At 66.4% G+C, this 26,331-nt stretch carries 28 protein-coding genes and 1 tRNA gene; 14 read left to right on the top strand and 15 right to left on the bottom strand.

The window, feature by feature from the left end:
- Window positions 1-2: 2 nt before the first annotated feature.
- Entirely contained in the window at window positions 3-1,271 is a 1,269-nt protein-coding gene (gene purD, locus G6N50_RS24205; protein WP_083093946.1) for a phosphoribosylamine--glycine ligase, read from the bottom strand.
- A gap of 50 nt (window positions 1,272-1,321) precedes the next feature.
- Complete coding sequence (locus tag G6N50_RS24200; RefSeq protein ID WP_083093947.1) at window positions 1,322-1,729, bottom strand: MarR family winged helix-turn-helix transcriptional regulator; 408 nt, start codon at window positions 1,727-1,729, stop codon at window positions 1,322-1,324.
- 82 nt (window positions 1,730-1,811) lie between these two features.
- Here G6N50_RS24200 and G6N50_RS24195 point away from each other — a divergent pair, with 82 nt between their 5' ends.
- Window positions 1,812-2,897 (top strand): aldo/keto reductase, encoded by a 1,086-nt coding sequence (locus tag G6N50_RS24195; RefSeq protein ID WP_083093948.1) that lies wholly within the window; start codon window positions 1,812-1,814, stop codon window positions 2,895-2,897.
- Between the two features lie 10 nt (window positions 2,898-2,907).
- Here the strand turns inward: G6N50_RS24195 and G6N50_RS24190 are convergent, their stop codons facing one another.
- The 4 genes from G6N50_RS24190 to G6N50_RS24175 are packed head-to-tail and all read right to left on the bottom strand — an operon-like array spanning window position 2,908 to window position 6,439.
- On the bottom strand, window positions 2,908-3,336 hold the full coding sequence (locus G6N50_RS24190) for a carboxymuconolactone decarboxylase family protein (RefSeq protein ID WP_044487447.1): 429 nt from the start codon (window positions 3,334-3,336) through the stop codon (window positions 2,908-2,910).
- Entirely contained in the window at window positions 3,336-4,193 is an 858-nt protein-coding gene (locus G6N50_RS24185; RefSeq protein WP_083093949.1) for an NAD(P)-dependent oxidoreductase, read from the bottom strand. The genes G6N50_RS24190 and G6N50_RS24185 overlap by 1 nt, the downstream gene beginning before the upstream one ends.
- Complete coding sequence (locus G6N50_RS24180; RefSeq protein ID WP_083093950.1) at window positions 4,190-4,939, bottom strand: SDR family oxidoreductase; 750 nt, start codon at window positions 4,937-4,939, stop codon at window positions 4,190-4,192. Before G6N50_RS24180 ends, G6N50_RS24185 begins: the two co-directional genes overlap by 4 nt.
- A gap of 30 nt (window positions 4,940-4,969) precedes the next feature.
- Window positions 4,970-6,439: an aldehyde dehydrogenase gene (locus tag G6N50_RS24175; RefSeq protein ID WP_083093951.1), complete on the bottom strand. Its 1,470-nt coding sequence runs from the start codon at window positions 6,437-6,439 to the stop codon at window positions 4,970-4,972.
- Window positions 6,440-6,648: 209 nt separating this feature from the next.
- Here G6N50_RS24175 and G6N50_RS24170 point away from each other — a divergent pair, with 209 nt between their 5' ends.
- The 10 genes from G6N50_RS24170 to G6N50_RS24125 all read left to right on the top strand — a co-directional run bounded on the left by G6N50_RS24170 (window position 6,649) and on the right by G6N50_RS24125 (window position 15,861).
- Window positions 6,649-7,320, top strand: coding sequence for a TetR/AcrR family transcriptional regulator (locus G6N50_RS24170; protein WP_083093952.1), 672 nt, complete (start codon window positions 6,649-6,651; stop codon window positions 7,318-7,320).
- Window positions 7,317-8,534, top strand: coding sequence for a cytochrome P450 (locus tag G6N50_RS24165; protein ID WP_083093953.1), 1,218 nt, complete (start codon window positions 7,317-7,319; stop codon window positions 8,532-8,534). Before G6N50_RS24170 ends, G6N50_RS24165 begins: the two co-directional genes overlap by 4 nt.
- Window positions 8,535-9,362, top strand: coding sequence for an SDR family oxidoreductase (locus G6N50_RS24160; protein ID WP_083093954.1), 828 nt, complete (start codon window positions 8,535-8,537; stop codon window positions 9,360-9,362). It begins immediately after the preceding gene.
- A gap of 57 nt (window positions 9,363-9,419) precedes the next feature.
- On the top strand, window positions 9,420-10,784 hold the full coding sequence (locus tag G6N50_RS24155) for a cytochrome P450 (RefSeq protein WP_163650893.1): 1,365 nt from the start codon (window positions 9,420-9,422) through the stop codon (window positions 10,782-10,784).
- Window positions 10,785-10,789: 5 nt separating this feature from the next.
- Complete coding sequence (locus tag G6N50_RS24150; RefSeq protein ID WP_083093956.1) at window positions 10,790-11,002, top strand: ferredoxin; 213 nt, start codon at window positions 10,790-10,792, stop codon at window positions 11,000-11,002.
- Between the two features lie 3 nt (window positions 11,003-11,005).
- On the top strand, window positions 11,006-11,560 hold the full coding sequence (locus tag G6N50_RS24145; protein WP_083093957.1) for a hypothetical protein: 555 nt from the start codon (window positions 11,006-11,008) through the stop codon (window positions 11,558-11,560).
- A 198-nt stretch (window positions 11,561-11,758) separates the two neighbouring features.
- Window positions 11,759-12,886: an NDMA-dependent alcohol dehydrogenase gene (locus G6N50_RS24140; RefSeq protein ID WP_083093958.1), complete on the top strand. Its 1,128-nt coding sequence runs from the start codon at window positions 11,759-11,761 to the stop codon at window positions 12,884-12,886.
- Between the two features lie 49 nt (window positions 12,887-12,935).
- On the top strand, window positions 12,936-14,969 hold the full coding sequence (locus tag G6N50_RS24135) for an NAD(P)/FAD-dependent oxidoreductase (RefSeq protein ID WP_264028782.1): 2,034 nt from the start codon (window positions 12,936-12,938) through the stop codon (window positions 14,967-14,969).
- 13 nt (window positions 14,970-14,982) lie between these two features.
- Window positions 14,983-15,420 carry a ketosteroid isomerase family protein gene (locus tag G6N50_RS24130; RefSeq protein WP_083093960.1) on the top strand — a complete coding sequence of 146 codons (438 nt, stop codon included), beginning with the start codon at window positions 14,983-14,985 and terminating at the stop codon, window positions 15,418-15,420.
- A gap of 36 nt (window positions 15,421-15,456) precedes the next feature.
- Window positions 15,457-15,861, top strand: coding sequence for an HIT family protein (locus G6N50_RS24125; protein WP_083093961.1), 405 nt, complete (start codon window positions 15,457-15,459; stop codon window positions 15,859-15,861).
- Here the strand turns inward: G6N50_RS24125 and G6N50_RS24120 are convergent.
- Window positions 15,849-17,291: a sensor histidine kinase gene (locus G6N50_RS24120; protein ID WP_083093962.1), complete on the bottom strand. Its 1,443-nt coding sequence runs from the start codon at window positions 17,289-17,291 to the stop codon at window positions 15,849-15,851. The genes G6N50_RS24125 and G6N50_RS24120 overlap by 13 nt on opposite strands.
- 40 nt (window positions 17,292-17,331) lie before the next feature.
- Complete coding sequence (phoP, locus tag G6N50_RS24115; RefSeq protein ID WP_083093963.1) at window positions 17,332-18,051, bottom strand: two-component system response regulator PhoP; 720 nt, start codon at window positions 18,049-18,051, stop codon at window positions 17,332-17,334.
- A 157-nt stretch (window positions 18,052-18,208) separates the two neighbouring features.
- On the opposite strand from phoP, the gene G6N50_RS24110 reads away from it, so the two are divergent.
- Both G6N50_RS24110 and G6N50_RS24105 read left to right on the top strand, forming a co-directional pair.
- Window positions 18,209-18,925 carry a hypothetical protein gene (locus G6N50_RS24110; protein WP_067829569.1) on the top strand — a complete coding sequence of 239 codons (717 nt, stop codon included), beginning with the start codon at window positions 18,209-18,211 and terminating at the stop codon, window positions 18,923-18,925.
- A gap of 28 nt (window positions 18,926-18,953) precedes the next feature.
- A tRNA-Thr gene (locus G6N50_RS24105) sits at window positions 18,954-19,025 on the top strand.
- 29 nt (window positions 19,026-19,054) lie between these two features.
- Here G6N50_RS24105 and G6N50_RS24100 read toward each other — a convergent pair.
- The 3 genes from G6N50_RS24100 to G6N50_RS24090 form a co-directional block, all read right to left on the bottom strand.
- Window positions 19,055-19,339 (bottom strand): hypothetical protein, encoded by a 285-nt coding sequence (locus tag G6N50_RS24100; RefSeq protein WP_083093964.1) that lies wholly within the window; start codon window positions 19,337-19,339, stop codon window positions 19,055-19,057.
- A 245-nt stretch (window positions 19,340-19,584) separates the two neighbouring features.
- Window positions 19,585-21,471, bottom strand: a complete 1,887-nt coding sequence (locus G6N50_RS24095; protein WP_083093965.1) for a hypothetical protein — start codon at window positions 21,469-21,471, stop codon at window positions 19,585-19,587.
- 153 nt (window positions 21,472-21,624) lie between these two features.
- On the bottom strand, window positions 21,625-22,413 hold the full coding sequence (locus G6N50_RS24090; protein ID WP_083093966.1) for a DUF732 domain-containing protein: 789 nt from the start codon (window positions 22,411-22,413) through the stop codon (window positions 21,625-21,627).
- 125 nt (window positions 22,414-22,538) lie between these two features.
- Between G6N50_RS24090 and G6N50_RS24085 the strand changes: the two genes are divergently transcribed.
- The gene (locus G6N50_RS24085) at window positions 22,539-23,495 is read left to right on the top strand and encodes a lytic transglycosylase domain-containing protein (RefSeq protein ID WP_083093967.1); all 957 of its coding nucleotides are present in this window, start codon (window positions 22,539-22,541) and stop codon (window positions 23,493-23,495) included.
- A 12-nt stretch (window positions 23,496-23,507) separates the two neighbouring features.
- Here the strand turns inward: G6N50_RS24085 and G6N50_RS24080 are convergent, their stop codons facing one another.
- From G6N50_RS24080 to G6N50_RS24065, 4 genes are all read right to left on the bottom strand, one after another.
- Window positions 23,508-23,747, bottom strand: a complete 240-nt coding sequence (locus G6N50_RS24080; RefSeq protein WP_083093968.1) for a hypothetical protein — start codon at window positions 23,745-23,747, stop codon at window positions 23,508-23,510.
- A gap of 121 nt (window positions 23,748-23,868) precedes the next feature.
- Window positions 23,869-24,930 (bottom strand): MAP_0585 family protein, encoded by a 1,062-nt coding sequence (locus G6N50_RS24075; protein WP_163651009.1) that lies wholly within the window; start codon window positions 24,928-24,930, stop codon window positions 23,869-23,871.
- A gap of 40 nt (window positions 24,931-24,970) precedes the next feature.
- Window positions 24,971-25,438, bottom strand: a complete 468-nt coding sequence (locus G6N50_RS24070; RefSeq protein WP_083095508.1) for a lipoprotein LpqH — start codon at window positions 25,436-25,438, stop codon at window positions 24,971-24,973.
- A 184-nt stretch (window positions 25,439-25,622) separates the two neighbouring features.
- Entirely contained in the window at window positions 25,623-26,291 is a 669-nt protein-coding gene (locus tag G6N50_RS24065; protein WP_083095507.1) for a S1 family peptidase, read from the bottom strand.
- Window positions 26,292-26,331 lie beyond the last annotated feature (40 nt).

Raw genomic sequence — 26,331 nt, 5'->3', positions numbered from 1 at the left:
TTCTAGACGCGGATCTTCCCCTCGGCCGCCAACTGCGCGATGTCGCTGCGGAAATGACTGCCCGGCAGTCGGATTGAGCGGACGACTTCGTAGGCTTTGGCCCGTGCGGCCGTCAGGTCGGTGCCCGTCCCCACCACCGACAGCACTCGACCCCCCGACGAGACGATTGCGCCGTCGTCGCGGCGCGCCGTTCCGGCGTGCAGCACTCCGTCGGCTTCCGAGCCGACGATGACGTCTCCCACGCGGGGGCGTCCGGGATAGCTCTCCGCCGCCACCACCACCGTCACCGCGGCACCGTCGTGCCAGCGCAGCTCGCCGAAGTCCGCCAAGGTACCGCTGCCCGCCGCGTACAGCAGCTGCCCGAGCGGCGATTCCAGCAGCGCCAGTACCGCCTGTGTCTCGGGATCGCCGAAGCGACAATTGAATTCGACCACCGCAGGCCCATTCGCGGTGATCGCCAGACCGGCATACAGCAATCCGCTGAACGAGCTTCCCCGCGCAACCATCTCGGCCGCAACAGGTTCGACGACGTTGCTGACCACGTCGCGATACACCTCGTCGGGAAGCCACGGGACCGGTGCGTAGGCACCCATACCGCCGGTATTCGGCCCGCTGTCGCCGTCACCGACACGCTTGAAGTCCTGGGCGGGAAGCAGCGGCACCACGGTTTCGCCGTCGACGACGCAGAACAGCGACACCTCCGGGCCGTCCAGGTAGGACTCCAACAGCACCGGGTGCCCCGCCTCGAGCAGCCCGGCGGCGTGCGCGCGCGCGACGCCGCGATCCGGGGTCACCACGACACCCTTACCGGCGGCCAGGCGGTCGTCCTTCACCACCCAGGCCGCATCCCCCGCCGGTGGGCCGAACCGGTTCAGGGCGCTGTCCAAAAGCGCGGGGCTATCGACGATTTCACTGTTCGCGGTGCGCACCCCGGCTGCGGCCATCACCTCTTTGGCGAAAGCCTTGGAGCCTTCGATGCGAGCGGCGTCCTTGCTGGGGCCGAAGCAGACGATGCCCGCGGCTCGCACCGCGTCGGCGACCCCGAGGACCAGCGGCACCTCGGGCCCGATGACCACGAGGTCGGCACGGACCTCGCGGGCCAGGGCGACGACGTCGTCCGCCGAGGTGATGTCGACGTCGTGCTGGTCGGCCAGCCGAGCGGTGCCTGCGTTGCCCGGAGCGATCGCCAGCCCCGTGACCTGCGGGTCTTTGCGAAGCGCCAACAGCAACGCATGTTCACGGGCACCGGAACCTATCACCAGGACACGCACGACACGTCAGACTAGCCCGGTCACCGGGCGCACGCCCACAGTCCCCGCATTCAGAGGATCTTCTCCAGCAGCCCCTTGAGGTCGTTGCGCTGCGCCGCGGTGAGCCGTCCGAGGCGCTTGTCGAACTCGTCGGAGAGCAATGTCAGCCCCTTGCGGACTGCTTGGCGCCCTGTCGGGGTGAGCAGCAGCCGGTGGCGGCGCAAATCGGACTGGTCGATCTCACGACGCACGAACCCTGCGGCCTCGAGCCGCTTGAGGTAAAGCGTCACCGTCGCCTTGGGCATGCTCAGCGTCGCGGCCAACTCGGCCGGGTAGGGGTGCTCGGCGATCTCGGCGAGCAGGAACAGCTCCTTGGACTCGAGGCCGAGCGCGCAGATATCGGCCTCGGCGCACGAGATGACCGAGAGCAGGACCCGGTAGTTCAGTGACCAGATTCTGGCCGCATCGACCGCAGACATCGACTTGCCAGATCGTTCAGCTATGAACTAGTTTTGTTATGAACAACCTCATAGTCGAACAATCTACCAGGGAGCGGGCGCCATGACGCTGGACCGATACGTGACACTCGGGCGGTCCGGTTTGCGCGTCAGCCCCCTGTGCCTGGGTGCGATGACGTTCGGCGAAGACCTGGGCTGGGGCACCAGTGTCGAAGAGTCGCAACAGATCATCGACCGCTACATCGAACTCGGCGGCAACTTCATCGACACCGCCAACTTCTACACCCGAAGCCACTCCGAGAAGATCATCGGTGACCACATCGGTCGCCACCCCGCCCGTCGCGATCGGCTGGCGATCGCGACCAAGTTCAGCGGCAACCTGTATCCGGGTGATCCCAACGGTGGCGGCTCGGGCCGCAAATCACTGATCAGCGCGTGCGAAAACTCGTTGCGGCGCCTGCAAACCGACTACATCGACCTGTACTGGCTGCACATCTGGGACGCGAACACCCCCATCGAGGAGACCATGGCGGCGCTCGAGGACCTCGTTCGGGCCGGCAAGGTGCGCTACATCGGCGTTTCGGATACCCCGGCGTGGAAGATCGCCCAGGCCAACCTGATCGCCCGCTTTCGCGGCTGGTCGGCGTTCGTCGGGCTGCAGGTCGAATACTCGCTGCTGGAGCGCACCATCGAACAGGAGCTGGTGCCGATGGCGTCCGAATTCGGCCTCGGCATCACGCCGTGGTCGCCGCTGAAGGGCGGCGTCCTCAGCGGCAAGTACACCCGCGCCAATAGCGGGCGGCACAGCGCCGACCGCGGCGCCATGGTCGACGCGTTCCTCAACGAGAAGACCTACGCCGTCATCGACGAACTCGAGGCCATCGCGCGGGCGCACGAAACCAACGTCGCCAGTGTCGCGCTGGCCTGGGTCCGCGCGCAGCGCGCCGTCTCGTCGGTCATCATCGGGGCGCGCCGGCTCTCCCAGCTCGAGGACAACGTCCGGGCCGTCGACGTGAGCCTCGAGGCCGGCGAGCTGGCGCGGCTGGACGCGCTGACCAAACCGAGGTTCGGGTTCCCGCACAACATGCTCGAAATGGCTCCGGGCATCATCAACGGCGGAACGACGGTCAACGGGGTCGCCGGGCCGATCTCGGAGTACGTGATGCCCGAAGGCGTTCAGCCGTACTGAGATTGGCGCGTCACTCGCCCGAATGCATCTTCAACGCGGCATCCACGTTGGCCTTCTTGTCCTCTCCGGAGCCCTTCGCCGCGGCCTTCTTGCGTTTGGCGACGACGGCGTCGACGGCGCCGTTGAGTGCCGAACCCAGCGGGAATCCCAGGTAGTGGGTGAGGAAGACGGCCATCTCCTTCAGTTCGGTCTCGGTGAGCTCGCCGTTGAGAAGTGCGGCGTTGATCTGGATTTCGGCCAGGTCGCGGTTTCCGATGGCGGTCACCGCCGTCAGCGTCATGATGCGCTTGTCGCGCATCGACAATCCCGGTCGCGTCCAGATGCTGCCGAACAGGTGGTCGACGGTCAGGTCGAAGTACGCATCGCCTTCGATATTGGGCATCTCCCAGCCGTAGACCTCATTCATCTTGGCGAGGCCCTTGCTGCGCAACTCGTCCATTACGCCTCTTTCTCCGTGTGCGGTACCCCGAGGCCCGCGGCCAATCGCTGGTAGGCCAACTCGGCGAACGGCAAATCGACCGACACCGATTCGCCGAGAGCCAACGCCAGGCTCAGGTCCTTCTCCCCCAGCCCGCGGGCATGCACGAAGGACTGATACAGGAAGTTCTCCGGCTCAAGATCTTTCATGTTGTCGCGCACCATGATCGCCCCCGGGCCACCGGTGAGCGCGTCGGTGTGGCGCACCACCCGGCCCAGCGCCTGCAGATCCAGACCGGCGGCCTCGGCGAGTTTCATGGCCTCGCATGCCACTGCGTACGAGGTGAACGTCAACATGTTGCGGGCCAACTTCATCCGGGTGCCCGCCCCGGGCTCACCGGCATGAATGACCATGGCCGCCCAGTGTTTGAACACCGGCTTGATCCGCTCGTAGACCTCACGGTCGGCGCCCACCATGGTGGCGAGTTCGCCCTTCGCCGCCGCGGCGGCCCCGCCGCTGACGGGCGCGTCGACGATATGGATGCCTTGCGGTTTGAGTTCGGCCGCGAGTTCGACCGCGGTGCTGTCGCTGATGGTCGAGTGGATCGCGATCACGGTCCCGGGCTTGGCGTGCGCCGCCAGCTCGCCCACCACCTCCCGCACCTGGGCGTCGTTGAGCACGGTGATGTGAACGATGTCGGCAGCCGCGACGTCGGCGACGCTGTCGGCCACGCCGGCGCCCCTTTCCACCAGCGGGGTCATCGCCTCGGTCCGGATATCGTAAACCGTTACCCCGCCGGGCCATTCGGTCATCTTCGTGGCCATCGGCGCGCCCATGTTGCCCAAGCCGATGTAGCCGAGCTTCAGATCGTTACTCATGACCGTATTATCTGCCCGCCGTCGACGTTGAAGATCTGCCCGGTGATCCATTGGGCCTCATCCGAGAGCAGAAACAGGCACATGCCGACCAGGTCCTCGGGAGTACCCATGCGCGACAACGGAAGTCCCTTGACGATGTCGTCCACCATCTCCTTGGGCGTGGTGGTCCGGTTGGCCTCGGTGTCGATGGGCCCGGGTGCGATCGCGTTGATGCGGATGTTGCGACCGCCCAGCTCCCGCGAGAGTTGTTGGGTCAGGCCGTTGATGCCGACCTTGGCCAGGCCGTAGTAGTTGGAGTACAGCCACGCGGCCGTGGACGACTGGTTCACGATCGCCCCGCCACCGCGCTTGCTCATCTTCTTGTAGACCGCTCGGGTGCACCACAGCGCGCCATCGAGATTGACGCTCATGAACTTCTTGTAGTACTCGGGGTCGATGGTGAGCAGGAAGTCCAGCTTCATGCCCCCGAAGATCGCCGCGTTGTTGACCAGGTAGTCGATGCCGCCGAACTCGGCCAGCGTGCGATCGGCCATCGCCTTGGCCGACTCCGGGTCTGACACGTCGACTGGGATGCTGATGGCGGTCCCGCCGTCGGCGACGATCTGCTTGGCGACCGCGTCGGCCGCCTCGGCGTTGATGTCGGCGATCACCACCGCGGCGCCCTCGCGGGCGAGCGCCTCGGCGTACGCCTGCCCGATGCCACCACCGGACCCGGTGACGATGCCGACTTTATTCTCGAATCGCATGTTTTCCTCTCGGTCGCCTAGTTGGCGCGGTCACTGCACGGCTGTGGCAATGGTTTTGATTTCCAGGTATTCCTCGAAGCCGGCCAGGCCCATCTCGCGTCCGTTGCCGGATTGCTTGTATCCGCCGAACGGCGCGTCGGCGGAGTACCAAACACCGCCGTTGACATTGACGGTGCCCACCCGCATCCGCGACGCGAAGTTGGCGGCGCGTTCCGGGTCGGCGCTGAACACGGTGCCCGACAGGCCATATGGCGAGTCGTTGGCGATGCGCAGCGCGTCGTCGTCGCCGTCGTAGGCGATCACGGTGAGCACCGGCCCGAAGATCTCCTCACGGGCGGGCCGGGCGTCGTTGGTCAGGCCCGCGATCACGGTCGGTTCGATGAAGAACCCGACGTCCTTGTCGGCCGGGCGCCCGCCGCCGCAGGCGAACGTCCCGCCCCCGGCGATCGCCAGATCGAGGTAGCCTTGCACCCGCTCCCGCTGCCGAGCCGAAATCACTGGCCCGCAGACGGTTCCGGGGTCGTTGGGGTCGCCGGGCTTGATCGAGCCCATGGTGCCCGCCGCGATGGCGACGGCCTCGTCGTAGCGGGCCCGCGGCACCACCAGCCGGGTCGTGATGGCGCAGCCCTGGCCGGCGTGCATGGCCGCGGTGAACGCCGACATCGAGCACGCACCGCCCAGGTCGGCATCGTCGAGGACGACGAACGCCGACTTGCCGCCCAGCTCCAGAAACACCCGCTTGATCGTCGCGGCGGCGTCGCCCATCACGCTGCGGCCGGTCGCGGTCGATCCGGTGAACGAAACCATGTCCACCCGACGATCTTTCGACAGCAGCGCCCCCACTCTGTGGTCGTCGGACGTGATGATGTTGACGACACCGGGCGGGAACTCGGTGTGTTCGGCGAGGATCTCGCCGAGCACCGCTGCGCACCAGGGGGTGTCCGGTGCGGGCTTCAGCACTACCGTGTTGCCGGCGGCCAGCGCGGGGGCCAGTTTGGCGAGATTGATCTGGTGCGGGAAGTTCCACGGGGTGATGGCGCCGACGACACCGACGGCCTCCCGCGCGATCGTGCGCCGGGTGGGGATGCCCATCGGCGATGCCTGGCCGAGGTCGACGTTCCACTCGTAGGATTCGGCGGTGTCGGCCGCAAAGCTGAGGTCACCGACCGGTCCCTCCAATTGGGCGGCCGAGGTGAGCATCCGCGGGGCGCCGACCTCGGCGATGGTTATGTCGCGCAGTTCTTCGATGTGGTCACGCATCGCATCGCGCAACTGCCGTATGCAACGCACCCGCAATTCGGCGTTGCGGGACCAGTCCGTCTCGTCGAACGCGCGCCGCGCGGCGTCGATGGCGCGGTCCATGTCGCTGGCGTCGGCGTTGGCGGCCACGCCGAGCACTTCCTCGGTCGCCGGATTCACCGTGGGAAAGTTTCCGGCGCTCCCGGCCGACAGCTTGCCGTCGATGAAGAGTTCACTCACGCCGTCGGCCAACAAGGCCATGTCCCGCTCCCGTCTGCGCGCGGCAACCCGGCACGCCAATCTAGTGGACAGTTGTCCGATATTGCCCGATCGAACCATAGCCGCCCGGTCGTCGGCGGTGCAAGAGCCGATCTCGAATACCAGCCGCAATCCGCAGAGAAATGCCGATTAAGCAGTGTATTCTCGGATCGGGCTTGCTTCGCGATGATCCGATCCACTAGCTTGGACATGTGTCCAGCGACGCACTGGTGACGATTGCAACCGACGGCGGCCGCGAGGCCGGTCAGCCGGCGCGCAACCGTCGCCAGGAGGAGACCTTCCGCAGGGTGCTCGCGGCCGGGATCGAAACCCTGCGCGAGAAGTCCTACGCCGATCTGACGGTGCGCGCGGTGGCGGCCCGCGCCAAGGTCGCCCCGGCTACCGCCTACACCTACTTCTCGTCGAAGAACCATCTGATCGCCGAGGTCTACCTGGACCTGGTGCGGCAGGTCCCGTACTTCACCGACGTCAACGACCCGATGACCACCCGGGTCGAACAAGTGCTGCACCACCTGGTCCTGGTGGTCGCCGACGAACCCGAGGTCAGTGCGGCCTGCACGACGGCGTTGCTGAGCGGTGGTGCCGACCCCGCGGTGCGTGCCGCGCGCGAACGAATTGGCGCCGAGATCCATCGCCGGATCACGTCCGCGATGGGTCCCAACGCCGACCCCACCGCCGTGTCCGCGCTGGAGATGTCCTTCTTCGGGGCGCTGGTTCAGGCCGGCAGCGGCGAATTCAGCTACCGCGAGATCGCCGACCGGCTGGCCTACGTGGTACGGCTCATCCTCAGCGGCACCGGGCGGACGAGCCAACCGACAAGCCCCGAAGCAACCCCCGAACGATTAGGTGGAGACGCACGATGACCGTCCATGTGGGCGACCACGAGCTGGTCCTGGATCCCTACGACTACGACTTCCACGAAGATCCGTACCCGTACTACAAGCGGCTGCGCGACGAGGCCCCGCTCTACCGCAATGACGAGCTGAAGTTCTGGGCGTTGTCGCGCCATCAAGACGTGCTGCAGGGATTCCGCAACAGCACAACGCTTTCCAACAAGTACGGCGTCTCGCTGGACCCGGCGTCGCGCGGCCCGCACGCCAGCAAGACGATGTCGTTTCTCGCGATGGACGATCCCGCCCATCTGCGGCTGCGGACGCTCGTCTCAAAAGGCTTCACCCCACGCCGAATTCGCGAACTCGAACCGCGGGTGACCGAGATCGCCACGCAGCACCTCGACACCATGCTGGAAAAGGCCAAGGACGGTGCGGTCGAATACGTCGACGAGTTCGCCGGGAAGCTGCCCATGGACGTCATCTCCGAACTGATGGGTGTGCCGGAGAAGGATCGCGATCAGGTGCGGACCTGGGCCGACGGCGTGATGCACCGGGAGGAGGGCGTCACCGACGTGCCGCCGGAGGCCGTCGAGGCTTCGCTCAACCTGATCGTCTACTACCAGGGGATGGTGGCCGAGCGGCGCGAGAAGCTGACCGACGATTTGACCTCGGCGCTGCTGGAAGCCGAGATCGACGGCGACCGGCTCACCGACGACGAGGTCCTGGGCTTCATGTTCCTGATGGTGATCGCCGGCAACGAAACCACTACCAAACTGCTTGCCAATGCCGCATTTTGGGGCCACAAGAACCCCGATCAGCTGACGCCGGTCTACGACGATCTATCGCGGGTGCCGCTGTGGGTCGAAGAGACCCTGCGCTTCGACACCTCCAGCCAGATCCTGGCCCGCACCGTGTCCGGCGAGTTGACCCTCTACGACACCACCATTCCCGAGGGTGATGTCCTGCTGCTGTTGCCCGGTTCCGGGCAACGCGACGAGCGCGTCTTCGACCGCCCCGACGACTACCTGGTCGGGCGCGAAATCGGGCCCAAACTATTGAGTTTCGGTAGCGGCGCACACTTCTGCCTCGGCGCGCATCTCGCGCGGATGGAGGCCCGGGTGGCGCTCACCGAGTTGTTCAAGCGAATCCGCGGCTACGAGGTGGACGAGGCCAACGCCGTCCGCGTCCATTCGAGCAATGTCCGCGGATTCGCTCACCTACCAATGAGCGTGGAGGTCCGCTGAATGCCCCGCTTTGAACCCTTGCCCGAACGCCGGCCCGCCATCGTGGCCGGCGCTTCCTCAGGCATCGGAGAGGCAACCGCCATCGAGCTCGCGGCGCACGGTTTCCCGGTCGCCCTGGGCGCCCGGCGCGTCGAGAAGCTCGACGACATCGTCGGCAAGATCAACGCCGAGGGCGGCGAGGCGGTCGGATTCCACCTGGACGTCACCGACCCCAACTCGGTGAAATCCTTTGTCGCACAGTCGGTCGACGCGCTCGGCGACATCGAGGTGCTGGTGGCCGGCGCGGGTGACACCTACTTCGGAAAGCTCGCCGAAATCACCACAGACGAATTCGAGTCGCAGCTGCAGATTCACCTCGTCGGCGCGAACCGGCTGGCCGCCGCGGTGCTGCCCGGCATGCTGGAGAGGCAGCGCGGGGACCTGATCTTCGTCGGCTCCGACGTGGCGCTGCGCCAGCGTCCGCACATGGGGGCCTACGGTGCGGCCAAGGCCGCGCTGGTCGCGATGGTCACCAACTTCCAGATGGAGCTCGAGGGCACCGGCGTGCGGGCCTCGATCGTGCACCCCGGCCCGACGAAGACGTCGATGGGCTGGAGCCTGCCGGCCGAGAAGATCGGTCCGGCTCTGGAGGACTGGGCCAAGTGGGGACAGGCCCGCCACGACTACTTTCTGCGTGCGGCGGATCTGGCACGCGCCATCACGTTCGTCGCCGAGACACCGCGCGGTGGCTTCATCGCGAACATGGAGCTTCAGCCCGAAGCCCCGTTGGCCGACAAGAAAGATCGCCAGAAGCTAGCGCTCGGCGAAGAGGGGATGCCAGGACAATGACTTCTTCGCGAATCGACGATGCGGCGCGCAGCATTCGCGCCGAGGAGGAGTGAGCAAGTGACCACTGCTACCGTGCCGCGGGTTTCCGGTGGCGAGGAGGAGCACGGACACCTCGAGGAATTCCGCACCGACCCAATCGGTTTGATGCAGCGCGTCCGAGAGGAGTGCGGCGATGTCGGCTGGTTCCAGCTGGTCGACAAGCACGTCATCCTGCTGTCCGGCGCGGGGGCCAACGAGTTCTTCTTCCGCTCCGCCGACGAGGATCTCGACCAGGCCGAGGCCTACCCGTTCATGACGCCGATCTTCGGCAAGGGTGTGGTGTTCGACGCCAGTCCCGAGCGGCGCAAGGAGATGCTGCACAACTCGGCGCTGCGCGGCGAGCAGATGAAGGGCCACGCCGCCACCATCGAGGGCGAAGTCAAGAAGATGATCGCCAACTGGGGTGGGGAAGGCGAGATCGAACTGCTCGACTTCTTCGCCGAGCTGACCATCTACACCTCGACCGCCTGCCTTATCGGGCTGAAGTTCCGCGAGCAGCTCGACCACCGGTTCGCCGAGTACTACCACGAGCTGGAGCGCGGCACCGACCCGCTGTGTTACGTCGATCCCTACCTGCCGATCGAAAGCTTCAAGCGCCGCGACGAGGCGCGGGTCAAGCTCGTCGCGCTGGTGCAGGAGATCATGGACCAGCGGCTGGCCAATCCGCCCAAGGACAAGGCCGACCGCGACATGCTCGACGTGCTGGTCTCCATCAAAGACGAGGAGGGCAAGCCCCGGTTCTCCGCCGACGAGGTCACCGGGATGTTCATCTCGCTGATGTTCGCGGGTCACCACACCAGTTCGGGGACCTCGGCGTGGACGCTGATCGAGTTGATCCGCCACGCGGGAGTCTACGCCGAGGTGCTGGCCGAGCTCGAGGAGCTCTACGCCGACGGCCAGGAGGTGAGTTTCCATGCGCTGCGCTCGATTCCGAAGCTGGACAACGTGGTCAAGGAGACCCTGCGCCTGCACCCGCCGCTGATCATCCTGATGCGGGTCGCCAAGGGTGAGTTCGAGGTCGAGGGCTTCCCGATTCACAACGGCGACTACGTCGCGGCATCGCCGGCGATCTCGAATCGGATTCCCGAGGACTTCCCCGACCCCGACGCGTTCAAGCCCGATCGCTACAACAAACCCGAGCAGGCCGACATCGTCAACCGGTGGACCTGGATTCCGTTCGGGGCCGGCCGGCACCGCTGTGTCGGCGCCGCCTTCGCCCAGATGCAGATCAAGGCGATCTTCTCGGTCCTGTTGCGCGAGTACGAGTTCGAGATGGCACAACCGGCGGACAGCTATCACAACGACCACTCCAAGATGGTCGTGCAGCTCGCCCGGCCGGCAAAGGTCCGCTACCGCAAGCGCAGCGCAGCGCGTAAGGAGTAACTCCGATGGGCGGATTCAGAATCGAAGCGGATCTGGATTTGTGTCAGGGCCATGCCATGTGCGAACTGGAGGCGCCGGACTACTTCCGGGTGCCCAAGCGGGGCAAGGTCGAAATCCTCGACCCCGAACCGCCCGAAGACGCCCGCGACGAAGTCGAGCGCGCGGTCGATATGTGCCCAACGCAAGCACTATTCATCAAAGATGATACGGGAGAATGACTTATGACAGGGCAAGCGTCACACTCGCGTGCAGACCTCGAGGCATGGGTCGACCGCTGGCTGCAGGCCAACAAAGACTGCGAAAAGTCCGGTGACTGGCGGCCGTTGGCGGATTTCTACACCCAGGACGCCACGTACGGCTGGAACATCGGTCCCAAGGAAGACGTGATGTGCGTGGGCGTCGACGAGATCCGCGACGTCGCCCTCGGCCTGGAGATGGAAGGTCTGGAGAACTGGGTGTACGAGTACCAGAAGGTACTCATCGACGAGAAGCAGGGCGAGATCGTCGGCTTCTGGAAACAGATCGTCAACAAGAACGACGGCACCCAGGACGAGATCTACGGCATCGGCGGCAGCTGGTTCCGCCTCAACAGCGACCAGCAGATCGAATGGCAGCGCGACTTCTTCGACTTCGGTCACGTCGCGTACATGTTCGGCAAGCTCATCGAGTCCGGCGACCTGAGCGAGGGCATGCAGAAGCGGATCGAACGCAGCATCGCCGGCGAAAAGCTGCCCGGCTACTACCCGCTTGGCGAAGCCCCGGTCCCCATCTGGTGAGTGGGTCCAATGGCGGCGACCCGCTGCGCCCGGCTCCGCCGCGCTTGCGATCGCCGCGGAGCCAACCAAGCATTTGATTTGTTGCACGCGCTATGCTGACGCGACAAGGGTGCCTGTGGCACCCGTCACCTAGCTGGCCGACATGAAGGGGCCGGTCAGCTCTGATCAATTCAAAGGCGAAATGGGGTCAGGACCATCGTGAAGACAAAAGGCGCACTGATCTGGGAGTTCAACCAGCCCTGGTCCATCGAGGAAATCGAGATCGGCGACCCGCAAGCGCATGAGGTCAAGATCCAGATGGAAGCGGCGGGCATGTGCCATTCCGACCATCACCTGGTCACCGGCGGTATTCCGATGGCCGGTTTCCCGGTGCTCGGCGGTCACGAGGGCGCGGGCATCGTCACCGAGGTCGGTCCCGGCGTGGAAGACATCGCCCCGGGTGACCACGTCGTGCTGTCGTTCATCCCCTCCTGTGGGCAGTGCCCGACCTGTCAGGCCGGCATGCGCAACCTGTGCGACCTGGGCGCAGGCCTGCTGGGCGGAGAGGCGGTCTCCGACGGCACCTTCCGCATCCAGGCTCGCGGCCAGAACGTCTACCCTATGACGCTGCTGGGCACGTTCTCGCCGTACATGGTCGTGCACCGCAGCTCGGTGGTGAAGATCGACCCGTCGGTCCCGTTCGAGGTCGCCGCGCTGGTCGGCTGCGGCGTCACCACCGGCTACGGTTCGTCGGTCCGCACCGCTGACATCCGGCCCGGGCAGGACGTCGCCATCGTCGGCGTCGGCGGGGTCGGCATGGCGGCGCTGCAGGGAGCCGCCAACGCCGGCGCGCGCTACATCTTCGCGATCGACCCGGTTGAGTGGAAGCGCGACCAGGCGCTGAAGTTCGGCGCCACCCACGTCTACCCCGACATCATGGCCGCGATGGCGGGCATGGCCGAGGTCACCTACGGCCTGATGGCCCACAAGGTCGTGGTCACCGTGGGCGAGCTGCACGGCGCCGACGTGGACAACTACCTGAACATCACCCAAAAGGGCGGCACCTGCGTGCTGACCGCCATCGGCAGCCTGCTGGACACCAACGTCAACCTGAACCTGGCGATGCTGACCCTGATGCAGAAGAACCTGCAGGGCACCATCTTCGGTGGCGGCAACCCGCAGTACGACATCCCGCAGCTGCTGTCGATGTACAAGGCCGGCAAGCTGAACCTGGACGACATGATCACCCGCCAGTACAAGCTGGAGCAGATCAACGACGGCTACCAGGACATGCTGGACGGCAAGAACATTCGCGGCGTCATCCGGTTCACCGACGCCGACCGGTAAACCACCGGTCATCGGCCGCGTCCATTCAGTGACCGGCTTCGGCCACCTCATGGCGCCGGGACGAATCGGCGCCATGACGGTGCGCAACCGCATGGTCATGTCTCCGATGGAGACGATGTACGGCACACCGGACGGGCTGCCGTCGGAGCGCACCCGCGACTATTTCGCGGCGCGCGCCCGCGGCGGGGTCGGGCTGATCACGTTGGGCGCCACCGGGGTTGACCACCACCACCCCGAGACTCCCGGGGGTTTGCATCTGGGCACCGATGACGCGGTGGGTGCGCACCGGGCGTTGGTGGAGGCGGTGCACGAGCACGGCGCCAAGATCCAGCCCCAGATCGTGCACGCCGGGCCCGACGGCCTGGGGCCCGAGATCTTCGGGGTCACCTCGCTGGGCCCGTCGGTGATTCCGTCCTACCTCACCGGGCGGCCGTCGGCCGAGATCACCACACAGCAGCTCGCCGCGGTGCTCGATCTGTTCAAGGCCGCGGCCCGGCGTGCCGTCGAGGCCGGCTACGACGGCATCGAGCTGCACGCCGCGCATGGCTACATGCTGCTGGGATCTTTCCTTGCCCCGCAACGCAATCGGCGCACCGACGACTATCGCGGCGACTCGGCGCGCGGCCGGGTACGGGTGGTGCTCGAGGCGCTGGCCGCGATCCGCTCCGAGGTCGGCGATGCCCTGCCGATCACGCTGCGCATCTCCGGGTACGAACGCGTCGCCGGTGGCCGGGCCATCTACGAAACCGCCCGGCTGGCACCCCAACTCGTCGCCGCCGGCGTCGACGCGTTCCACGTCAGCGGGGGGGTCATCGATCGGCTGGTCACCGGTATGGTCAACGGCGCCGACGACGGCGACGAACTCAACGTCGGCGCCGCGGCCGCCGTCAAGCAAGTGGTCGACGTGCCGGTGATCGCCGTCGGCCGCATTCACGAACCGGCCCGCGCCGAACAGATCCTGGCCGACGGCCGTGCCGATTTCATCGCCATGGGGCGTCCGATGCTGGCTGACCCGGACTTGCCCCGCAAAGTTCTGTCCGGGGAAGCTCACCGGGTCCGTAAGTGCATCTCCTGCGAAAACTGCATCGACGCAATGGAACAGCGCTTCTCGGTCGACTGCGCCGTCAATCCGCGCACCGGCAAGGAGCGACAACTGTCCGCGGCGCGCGCGGCCCGCACCAAGCGTGTGGTGGTGATCGGCGGCGGACCGGCGGGCCTGGAGGCCGCCCGCGTCGCCACCGAACGCGGCCACCGCGTCACGCTTTTCGAGCGCAGCGCCGCACTGGGCGGGGCGCTGCGCTGGGCGTCGGTGCTGCATCCGGAGAACCAGCCGTTTCTGCGCTACCTGTGCGACGAGCTCAAGGCCGGCACCACCGAGGTGCGGTTGGGCCACGCGGCGTCGGTGCACGACGTCGTCGCGGCCGCACCCGACGCGGTGGTGGTGGCCACCGGCGGGCGCGTCGCGGTGCCACCGATCCCCGGCGCCGATCACGCGCACGTACTCACCGGGCCCGGACTACGCGAATTACTCGGCGGCCGTGCGCAATCCGGCGCTGCCGCCTGGCAGCGCGTCGGCGCCTCGGCGCTGTCGGGCTGGCGGCAGCGGCTGGTGCGGGCCGCCGCGATCCGGTTCGCCAGCCGGGCTTGGATGCCGCTGGGACGCCGGGTCGTCATCGTCGGCGGTGACCTGGTTGCCCTCGAATTAGCGGAATTCCTTGCCGGCCGGGGCCGGTGGGTGACCATACTCGAGGCCGGCAGAGACATCGCTCCCGAAGTGGGCAACAAGCGCAAGACCGAACACATGGACCGTCTCGACCGGCTGGTCGTCACCGTGCACGTCCGCGCGGCCACCGATCGCATCACCGCCGATGCGGTGGTGTTCACCCCCGACGGGGGGACCACACGGCAGTTGGGCGCCGACAGCGTCGTGCTGGCCGGCACGGTCGAGCCCGACACCACCCTGTTCGACGCCCTCGCCGGCGCCCTGCCCGGCGCCGAGGTGCACGCCGCCGGCGACTGCACCGGACTCGGCCTGATCCGCAAAGCCACCGAGGAAGGCGCGCGCGCCGCGTGCGCTATCTAGTGACAGGAGAGAAATGACCGAAACCGCGAAAGCTCAAGAATCCCAGGCGTCCCCGGCCCTGGCCGCGTCGCAGTCGTCGTGGCGGTGCGTGCAAGCGCACGACCGCGAGGGCTGGCTGGCGCTGATGTCCGACGACGTCGTCATCGAGGACCCGATCGGCAAGTCCGTCACCAACCCCGACGGCAGCGGCGTCCGCGGCAAGGAGGCCGTCGGCGCCTTCTTCGACACCAACATCGCCGCCAACCAGCTCTCCATCACCTGCGAGGAGACCTTCCCGTCGAGTTCGCCCGACGAGATCGCCCATATCCTGGTGCTCGACAGCAAGTTCGAAGGCGGCCTCACCAGCTCGGTGCGCGGGGTATTCACCTACAAGGTCAACGACGCCGGTCTGATCACCAACATGCGCGGATACTGGAACCTCGACATGATGAAGTTCGGCCAGGAGGGCTGAGCGGGGCCGTCTGATCGCCGCACATATGCTGGGCCCATGGCGTCGATCTTCACCAAGATCATCAACCGTGAACTCCCTGGCCGCTTCGTCTACGAGGACGACGACGTCGTCGCGTTCCTGACGATCGAGCCGATGACGCAGGGGCACACGCTCGTCGTGCCGCGCGCCGAGATCGACAATTGGCAGGACGTCGATGGCCCGGGCTTCGCCCGGGTCATGGCCGTGAGCCAGTTGATCGGCAAGGCGGTGTGCAAGGCCTTCAGAACCGAGCGGTCCGGCGTGATCATCGCCGGGCTGGAGGTGCCTCACCTGCACGTGCACGTCTTCCCCACCCGCAGCCTCAGCGACTTCGGCTTTGCCAACGTCGACCGCAACCCGTCGGCGGAATCGCTGGACGAGGCCCAGGCCAAGATCAAGGCGGCGCTGGCTCAGTTGGCGTGAACCGGCTCGTGCGCGGGGACGTCACTGATGCGCGGCAGCATCACCCGGAAGCAGCATCCTTCGCCGGGCGCGGTGGTCACGCTGACGACGCCGCCGTGCGCCCGCACCAACGACTCGACGATGGATAGCCCGAGCCCGGTGCCGCCGCTGGCCCGGGCCCGCGACGAGTCGGTGCGATAGAACCGCTCGAACACCCGCGACGCGTCCTGCTGGTTCATGCCGGGACCCTGGTCCGCCACTTCGAGCACCGCGTCGTCGCCGTCGGTGCCGACCCGCACGGTGACGGCGGCGGTTTCCGGGGTGTGCTGCAAGGCGTTGGCGATGAGGTTGCTCAAGACCTGCCGGATGCGCGGCTCGTCGCCGAGCACCTCCGGGGTGCCGGGACCGTCGAGGACCTCCAGGGTGATGGTGCGTTTGGGGTCCATCGCCTGCCCGTCGTGTACCGCGTCGCTGGCCAGCGCCAGCAGGTCCACCCGATGGTGTTCGAGCGGTCGTTGCACATCGAGGCGGGCCAGCAGCAGCAGGTCGTCGACCAGCAGGCCCATCCGGGAGGCCTCGCTTTCGATCCGCGACAACAGCATCGCGACGTCACGGGCGGCGCCCTGCCGATACAGTTCCGCGAAGCCGCGGATGGTCGTCAGCGGGGTGCGCAATTCGTGGCTGGCGTCGGTGATGAAGCGCCGCATCCGGTCCTCGGAACTGCGGGCCTTTTCTGCCGAGGACTCCGAGGACGCCAGCGCTTCCTGGATCTGCGCGAGCATTCCGTTGAGCGCCAGCGACAGCCGGCCCACCTCGGTTCGCGGATCTCGTTCCGGCACACGGCGATCCAGCTGGCCCGCGGCGATGTCCGCGGCGGTGTGCTCGACCTCGGTGAGCGGGCGCAGACTGCGCTGTACCACCGCGAAACTGGCGATTCCGACCACGGCCAGCACCACCACCCCGATGCCCATCTGCAACCAGACCAGCGAGCTGACCGTGTGCTGAAGGTCGGACAGGTCGATCGCAACGGTGATCAGCCCGTGCGGGCCGTGCACCGAGACAGCGCGCCATTGAATGTCCGAGCCGTGCACCGAGGGCAGCGTCGTGGGGTTGGGGCCCACGTCGTTGTCGGCCGGTAACGCCGGTTCGGCGTTGCGGTCGTTGATGGCGGTGAACGGGGTCCCGTCTATGCTGACGCCGCGCACGTAGAACTTCGATGGCGGCCGGCCCGGGTCGGGTCCCTCGTAGGGCGGCGGCGACTCCCGCCGCGGGGCCTGCGCCCAGCCGCGGGACGCGTCGAGCAGGGTGGAGTCGATGCGGCTGACCAGGCTGTGCCGCAGGATCGACGTCACCGCGATCCCCGAAACCGCGAGGCCGCAGGCGACCAGGGCCAGGGTGGCGGCAACGAGCCCTAACCGCAGGGGCACTCCACGCCGAGGCTTGGTGACCATCTGCCTACTTCTCCGCTAACACCGCTGGCCGCTGTCCGGCTCAGCGCGGTTCCCGCAATACATAGCCCACTCCGCGCAGCGTGTGCAGCAGTCGCGTCTCCCCGGTGTCGATCTTGCGGCGGAGATACGACACGTAGGACTCCACGACATTGACGTCACCTCCGAAGTCGTAACGCCACACGTGGTCGAGGATCTTCGGCTTGCTCAACACCGTGCCCGCGTTGATGACAAAGTAACGCAGCAGGGTGAATTCGGTCGGCGACAGCGAGACCGGCTGACCGGCCTTCCACACTTCGTGGGTTTCTTCGTCGAGCTCGATGTCGGCGAAAGTGAGCCGTGCGCTGCGCGGTTCGGCCCCGCCCTTGCCGGCGCGGCGAAGGATGACCCGCAACCGGGCAACGACCTCTTCGAGGCTGAACGGCTTCGTCACATAGTCGTCGCCGCCCAGCGTCAGGCCGGCGATCTTGTCCTGCAAGGAATCCCGGGCGGTCAGAAACAACGCCGGCGCCTCGATGCCGTCGGCGCGCAGCCGCCGCAGCACCCCGAAGCCGTCCATGCCCGGCATCATCACGTCGAGGATCACCGCGTCGGGACGCGCCTCGCGCGCCCGATCCAGAGCTTGGGCGCCGTTGGTTGCCGTATAGACCTCGAAGCCCTGGAATTTCAGACTCACCGAGAGCAGCTCGACGATGTTGGCTTCGTCGTCGACCACGAGGACGCGAGCCTCGGGTTTCGTGTCGTTGGGGGTTGCCGCTGTCATCAGATGCTTCTGTCCCTTACTTGAACGTTTGCTATGTGATGGTTGTGCACTTGCTGAAAGCTCAGTGCCAGCCGTCTGATAGTAGTCTGCCAGGAATCGTCGCATTGCCTTGGGACGTCTAGGGCTTGCCGGCCCGAGTCGTGAATAGACTCTTGGAATGAACCTCGCCAAAAACATCGTGTCGGCCGCGACCGCGCCCGCCCGGGTGGGGCTGGCCGCCGCGGACGCGAGTTTGACCGTCGCGAGCGCGGCCGTCGGCGTGGCGAAGCGAGCGCTGGGTGACGGCGGGACCGGCGGCACCAACGCGATGACGTCCATGCTCGGGATCGACGACGCGATCGTCCGGGCCAATCGGCTGGCCAGGTTGCTCGACGACGACGCCCCGCTGGGCCGGGCGGTGGCCCCGGACGGCCCGATCGATCGCCTGCTGCGCCCGGGCGGGGTGGTCGACATGCTGACGTCTGAGGGCGGCCTCCTCGACCGGCTGACCGCCGAGGGCGGCGCCTTGCATCGCACGCTGCAGCCCGGCGGGCTGGCCGACCAGCTGGTCGCCGAAGAGGGGTTGATCGAGCGGCTGCTGGCCGAGAACGGGCTGGCCGACCGGCTGCTCAGCGACGGCGGCCTGGTCGACAAGCTGACGGCGAAGAACGGACCGCTGGATCAGCTCGCCGACGTCGCCGACACCCTGGCCCGGCTGACGCCCGGGATGGAGGCGCTCGAGCCCGCCATCGCCACCCTGCAAGACGCCGTCATCGCGCTCACCATGGTGGTCAACCCGCTGAGCAACATCGCTGACCGGATCCCGCTGCCGGGACGGCGGCGTCCCTCGTCGCGGCCAGTACGCTCAGCACGCGTGATCGACAGCGACCAGTGACCGATTAGGCTGGGTCCGGTTTCACCCCGCCTCCTTAGCTCAGTGGTAGAGCACTCGCCTTGTAAGCGAGCGGTCGTCAGTTCAATCCTGACAGGGGGCTCCGAACCTGTTTTGCGTCGGCGCGCAACGTCATCCGTCAGCGGCGTCCGCTGCGGCGATCAACGCCCTGCCCAGCTTCCGGGCTTCGGCCGGCGCGATGATCGGGGTATCGGGACAGTCGATGACGACCTGGCACTCCGCGCGCCCGTCAACGAATTGCCGCCCGATGACGGAGACCACGATATCGACCGGTGGCCCGTCGCCGGCGTGGTTGATACTCCACTCCGGGCCGTCGAACACCCTGAAGGCTGCCCCGATGTTGTCCCACTCGTCGACCATGGTTGCCCCTGTCGGCGGTGCCAGCTTGGTTTTCATGGCTAGATCGTTTCCGCGATCCCGGGCGCGGGCACGAGTAGTGCAGTACTCCACTTGTGCTGACACGGTCAAAATATCGCTAGGCCTGACTGATGATGAGAACCTGCGGGTCCAGCTGCTGACGCTCTCACCCGGGCCGAAAATGCAGTTGAATTCCTGACTGGGGGCGCCGACGCCCGGTCCCCGTCAGCGCCGGTAGAGACGGTCAGCAATCGCACGCATTCCGCTGCCGGCCACGCGCCGGCCTACATGCGATCGAGTGTGTGAAATTCGGGGGCCCCAAACCAATTTTTGGCAAGGTCTGCCCTGGCATCATTTATGACGTTCTCGGCCGAGCCGTCCCGCAGCGCCACCTCCAGCAGCCCGTAATATGCCCAGCCGTTTCCGGGAAATGTTCCCGTCGGCATCTCGCCGGGACCGGCCCCCTTGCCTTTCAGGCTCTCCAATAGCGAGTCCCTGGCCCAGGCCAGATACGCCCCAGCCGCCGCGGGGCCTTCGGCGTCCGCCCTCCGGATCAGGATCGAGGCCAGCGTCTGGCGCGCGGGGTAGGGCCACAACGGAGGCTCGTCGTAGTCCAGGGCGTCCTGGGTTTTGACGGCGTGATCCGCATCGGTAACCGCAGCGCCCCAATCACCCTTCGAGGCCTCCACCCGCGCGTGCCCCAGATCACGCAGGATCGCGGCCAGACACAGGCTGGGTTTCGGTAGATCCTGGGCAATATCGCAGTTCGCGTTCCGTTTGCCCTTGTCGGACACGTACTTACGATATGTGGCGACATCGGCATCGAGTCTGTCGGTAGACGGCTTGGAGGCCTTTCCCCAGATATCCGCCATCAGTTGCGTGAAATCGTAGGCGATGTTGGCGAACGGCTGACGATTGATAGCATCTGGTTTCGTGAAGTTGCGAATATCTGCCGGGCTGGAGAAATTCAGCTTTGTCAAGTAATAGGCGGCTCGGTATTCGTCCGCGCGGAATCCGTTCGCCTTGTCCGGCAACGATTGAAGCAGCTTGTCCGCGTAAGGGTTGATGTCGTGGCCTTCGTCGCCGCTCAATGTTGCGGCTGCGAGTACGAAATGAATATTGTGGAGGTAATATCCGTATTTGTAGCGGTCGCCATCCGGGCGATATAAATCCGGCTCGGTCGCGAAATACCTGTCGTCCGCATCGGTCGCTTCTTTGTTGGCCCTGATCGCGTTCCGCATGTCTCCCATGCGGAAATAAATGTGCGACGGCATGTGGACCAAATGACCCGAATTCGGCGCCAATGGCGCCAACCAGTCTGCGTATCGACGAGCCACGGCCGGCGTGCGCGACTGCTCCATGAGGTGGATATACCAGTGGATGGGTCCTTCGTTTCGCGGAGATTGGACGAATCCCAAAGCCCTCTCGAGATAATTCTTCGTCTCTAAGATCCGCGGATCGACCCGCTTGCGGTCGTCCCAATAATGCCATGACGTTATGTTCATCGCCGCGTCGGCGAGGAGGGTTATGGCGGTGGGGTCGTCGGTGGCGAAGTTATCCACCACTTCCTTCATCCCGCGATAATAGGCTTCGTTGCGATCCATCTGGCATTTCTTGAGAGAATCAGACTTTCCGCAATCCCGATAGCGGTCGAACAACGCGTGAATGATTTCCCAGTCTTCACGGTTCGGCTTTTCTTGGGTGGCACGGCGTAGCGCATCATTCGCCGCATCTCGGTCGGGCTCCGATTGTTTGCCTAGATTGAGGTCTACTCCCAGCACGAGCGCTTGAGCCCAATAGCATGCCGAGCAAGGAATTCCATTGTCCTCGGCTTCGTGAGCCGCCTTTTTGAATGCGCGATAGGCTTCGCGGTTGTTGAAACCAAAGTAGAATCGCAAGCCCTGATCAAAATAATCCTGCCCCCACGGCACGTGCCAATGCGCGCTTCCGATGTAGGGATACAACGGCGGATCAGGATCATGCTTCGTTAACTTAACCAAAGGACAGGGCTCGGTCGCCATCGCCATGGCGTCCATACCGTCATCCGTATCCATGTCGGTAGCGGACGCCCCACAGGTATCTGTCGGTTCGCAAGAGGGGGAGCATGCGCCAACTGTCAAAACGACGATAAGTGCAGCTGCCGGCAATCTGTTGCGGAATAGATTGAACATGATTTCCCCCGTACCATGCCGGCAAAATCATTGGGACGAACGGCATTTTATTCTGCAGACGGGACGCGGCGCGGCAATATGACCGAAGCGCTTCGCGGAAATCCGATCGCTGAAAAGGTCAGCCTTCGGCCGAGCAGGACGCGCGTGCCCGGATTACGGGTGGCCCGGAAGCTTGTCCAGCCCACCCCGAATGTCTTGCAGATTCCCTTGGATGCCTTGCAGGTTCCGTTCAATGTCCTGCAAGTCGGATAACGATTTCTGATAATCCGGCTGCGTTGGGTCCGGGCCCTTGGGTCGAGACTGCGGGCAGTACGCGACGATGGCGCCCGCGGTGACGTCCGTGCTTTGCTGGGCGTCCCAGATCGACGTTCGCTGCACGGACTCGACCGCGTCCGCGAAGTTGGGTTGGTGCGCCAGAAAGTCGCAGACCGCGTGCCCGTGGGCCATCACGTAGTCCTGACTGGGAATCGGCACGCCTTCCCGCCGCAACGCGGCGATGAACGCCGAGTCGACGGCGCTGATTGCCGGAGCGGATGCCTTCGGTGCAACCGGCGTGGAGGGTGCGGCCGAAGGCGGGGGGTCCTCCGATTGTGCGGACGTATCGGGCCGGTGCAGCGCGAACATCACCACCACCGCGGCGAGGGCGGCTACCACAGATAACGGCAATGCCGCGAAAAGGCCCACGCGCCGCAGCGCGGCACCCGTTCGGCGCCGCCGCGTGAGGGTGCGCGTAGTGCCGTCCCGCGCCGTGGCGGCGGCGGCGAACTCGGCTTCCCAGTCCTCAACCGCGTCGACCCCAGACAGCCCCGCGCCGTGGGCCAAGATTTCGTCGAGCAGTGCGTCGGCCTCCAGGGACGAGGGCTGACCACCCTGCTCGCGGATCGCTTGACGCCGCAGCGCGATGAGCCGCAATTCCGAGTCGATCTTCTCGCGGTCGCGCATATCAACCAGTTTGAGAGCGCCGAGCGATTGTCACAACACTCGACGTACAGAAAGCCGTCACCTCGTTGAAGTCACGCGGTCCGATGCGACAGACTCGCTGTGGGCCAACCGTTGGGATCGAGGCAATGATCACCGTGAGCCGTAACCGGCGCACCGCGCCGCTCGTCGTCGGCGCGATCATGTTCGCGCTCGTCGCGTGTTCGGCGTCGCATCCATCGACCGCTACCGGCCCGAGCCCGACGACCCGCGCCGCCGCGCCACCGCCACCGACGACGCGCATGGTGCCCGCCGACGCGGGTACGCCCGGCGGCGCGCAGCCTCGCCTCGCATCGGACCCCGCCCAGGTGGCCGACGACCTTGTCGCCGACGAGCGCGCGCTGCGCGACCCGGGGACACCGGAGCCGGCGCTGACGGCGGCGGCGCATCGTGAGCAGGCGGCCTACCGCGCCATCGGCCGCCACCCGGAATGGGATGCCACCACACGCCCGCGCATCCCGCCGGAGTTGGCCGATGTCTACGACCGCAACGTCGACGCTCGTCGGCAACTCACGGCGCTGACCCCGGTGCGGGCAACCCTGCCCGCATGGCGTATCGAGCCGCCGGCACCGGCCGACGAGCTGATGAACTACTACCACCAGGCGGAGGCGGAATCCGGTGTCGGCTGGAACTACCTGGCCGCCATCAATTTCGTCGAGTCGCGCTTTGGCAGCATCGTCGGTGCGAGCACCGCCGGCGCTCAGGGACCCATGCAGTTTTTACCCTCGACGTTCGCCGGCTACGGCCAGGGCGGTGACATCCACTCACCCCACGACAGCATCCTGGCGGCGGGCCGCTACCTGGCCGCAAACGGGTTTGCCAACGACCGCGATCACGCCATCTACGGCTACAACCACGCCACCGAATATGTGCGAGCGGTCGACCAGTACGCGGCGCTGATCGCGGCCGATCCCGCGACGTTCGCCGCCTATTATCGGTGGGACGTTTATTGCCTCACGACGGCCGGCGACGTGCTGCTGCCCATAGGCTACGACGCGTCGTCTCCGACCCCGGCCGCCGATTACGTGGCGGCCCACCCGCAGTAGACGTTCGCGACGTCAGACGTACTTGCGGGCGATGTCCTGCAGGTGCGATCGCACATTTTGGCCGGTGGCCTTCTCAAGTCTGATCCCCAGCTCGCCGGCGAGATTGACAAAACCCATCAACAGCATGATGTCGCCGTCAGGGTCATCGATCACGTTCTCGACCAGCCGGTTCCAGGTGAATTCGTGGCCGCTGTCGGACGACCAGGCCGTCACGACGTCGATGGCCCGGCGAACGTTCTCTCTCACGTCCATCTACCAGAGCCTGCCATGCCGGTGCTCCCGCCGCAGGGTCGAGACGAAGCCCGAAGACGGCTCGGCGGGCGCGCCGAACGACGGCTGCGCCCGCCGACACCGACGGTCGATCGGTAAGGGATCAGTACAGCGGAACCCAAACCCCGAAGAACCAGTAACCCCAACCGCCGTACTGCCAGTTGTAGACCGGGATGGCGGTGAAGGTGTTGTAGTTGAACGGTCCGAAGTCGCCCCGTGCCGCCGCCACGTCACGCGGCGGTCCGCCCCACGGCCGGTTCCAGCCCCCCGGAGGCGGCGGACCGTCCCAGCCCCCTGGGGGCGGCGGGCCCTCCCAGTGTGGCGGCGGGTGGCCGGGGGCCCGGCCGTCGTTCCAGCCGTAGCCGTGCTCGCGCGGTGGTGGGGGCGCCCCGCGACCCGGGATGCTGAATTGGACATTCGGGCCGGCAGGGCCACCTATCTGCGCGTTGGCGGTGACCACGTCGTGGCGCGGGATGTACGCCGGGTGCGGAGGCTGTGTGGCCGGCGGATTCAGCGCCTCGTACCGCTGCCTGTTGTTCGGCGGCGGGTTTTGACCGTGCTCGTCGGGCGGGGTGTTCTGACCGGTCTGCGGCGGGTACTGCCCATGCTCATTGGGCGGAGTGTTCTGCCCCGTCTGGCCCGGGTACTGACCGTGCTCATTGGGCGGAGTGTTCTGCCCCGTCTGGCCCGGGTACTGACCGTGCTCATTGGGCGGAGTGTTCTGCCCCGTCTGGCCCGGGTACTGACCGTGCTGGTTGGGCTGCGGAGTGTTCTCGCCACCCTGCGGCGGGTTGGTCTGCCCACCTTGCGGGGGGTTGGTCTGCCCACCTTGCGGGGGGTTGCTCTGACCGCCCTGCGGGGGGTTGCTCTGCCCGCCCTGCGCGGGGGCGCTCTGACCGCCCTGCGCGGGGGCGCTCTGCCCGCCCTGCGGGGGGTTGGTCTGCCCGCCCTGCGCGGGGGCGCCACCACCACCGCCGCCGGGCGCGGGCGCACCACCACCGCCGCCGGGCGCGGGCGCACCACCACCGCCACCGCCGCCACCACCGTGGCAATTCGGGCACGGCGGCGGGTCGAGCGGAGCCGAGTAGGCCGACCCGGCGTTCAGAGTCGCCGCGGAGATACTCAGGCCAGCGGCCAACGCGGCGGCGCTGACGACACGTTTCATAGACATAGCTGCGTCCCCTCTTGGGAGTTATCGGCCTGCACTACGGGCAGGTGAAGTCCAACTCGAATGGCTTGGTTACCTGCTGCGGTTGCTGCGGGTTGCTCATGTCGGTGCCGGTAGCGGTGCCCTTGATCGCCCAGACCTTGCCGTTGACCGCGGCCCCCGCATTCCCGCTCTGGTTGGGCGCGGCGTCGGAAAAACCGAGTGCGACGCCGTTTACGGTGCCCAAACCGACGGAGTGCACCAGCGGCGGATTGCCGTTGCTGACCACTGCGCCCAGTCCGGCGGTCGGGTCACCGATGCCGATGTTGATGTTGTCGCCCGCGGCGGTGCAGGTGACCTGCCCGCTGATGTTTTGGTTCTGACCGTCGACGGTGAGCACCGGACCCGCTGGCGCCGCAGACGACGAGCTGGACGATCCGGTACTCGACTTGTTGCTCGAACATCCGGCGCTGGCCGCGATCACCAGGGCCACGCCGGCTACGCCGACCACGATCCCACGCTTCACTACTGCTTCCCTTCGTGTCGCTGGTTCCGCTGCCTCTTCACGTTGGCCGCGTCGATACGGGTTGGACTACCTGGGTCCCTGCGGACCGACGCGATACGCCGGTCCACCTGATACCCGGTACTCGAGAAATGCAAACGCCACGTTACGTGCCCCTCGATGGCCTGCTCACGCTGCCGTGCACCGCTCATGGAAGGACGCGAAGCCCCCACTTTCCCAGCAGCGGATTGATCAGCATGAAGTAGGTCGTGTAGTCATCCCCGTCGGGCGACGACATCAACAGCCCGACCGCGCTGACGGTGCCGTCCGGATTCATCACGAACCCGGGACTGCCGCTGTCGCCGTCCAGGCTGAACACGCTGGCCTCCACGACGTCACCATTGATGCCCTTGACGGCACCGCACGTCTCACCGGTCACCGCGCCGATCTTGCAGAACGGCATTCCGACCTGAATCTGCTGGCGGCTCAACACATCCCGAACCTGATACCTGCCGCCGACGTCGCCGACCGGCATGCCGACACTCGGCTCCAGACGGATGATCGCGGCGTCTCGCTTGTCACCCTCATGCTCGCTGGCGGAGATTCTGCCGAGCGGAGCATCGTTGCCGTACGTCCATTCGGCGCCGTCGTGCGCGTCGCAGTGCCCGCTGGTCATCAGGTAGTAGCTTCCGTCGGAACCCTGTGCAGCGAATCCTGCTGTGCACCTACCGGATTCATGATCGACTCCGATACCCGGCGCCGGCGGCGGCGACGGCAGAGCCGGGGGCGGCGCTGCCAGGGCGGTTTTCGCCACCGTCGTCGCGGCCACCATCACCGCCCCCAAGAGTCCCAACCCCCGCAACAACGGTATGGTCACGCCGTCCCCCTCCGCTTACGCCCGGCAGATAGTATCAGCG

This window comes from Mycobacterium mantenii (genome assembly GCF_010731775.1).
In the GTDB taxonomy this organism is placed as follows: domain Bacteria; phylum Actinomycetota; class Actinomycetes; order Mycobacteriales; family Mycobacteriaceae; genus Mycobacterium; species Mycobacterium mantenii.
This window is presented reverse-complemented; position numbering and strand designations above follow the sequence as displayed.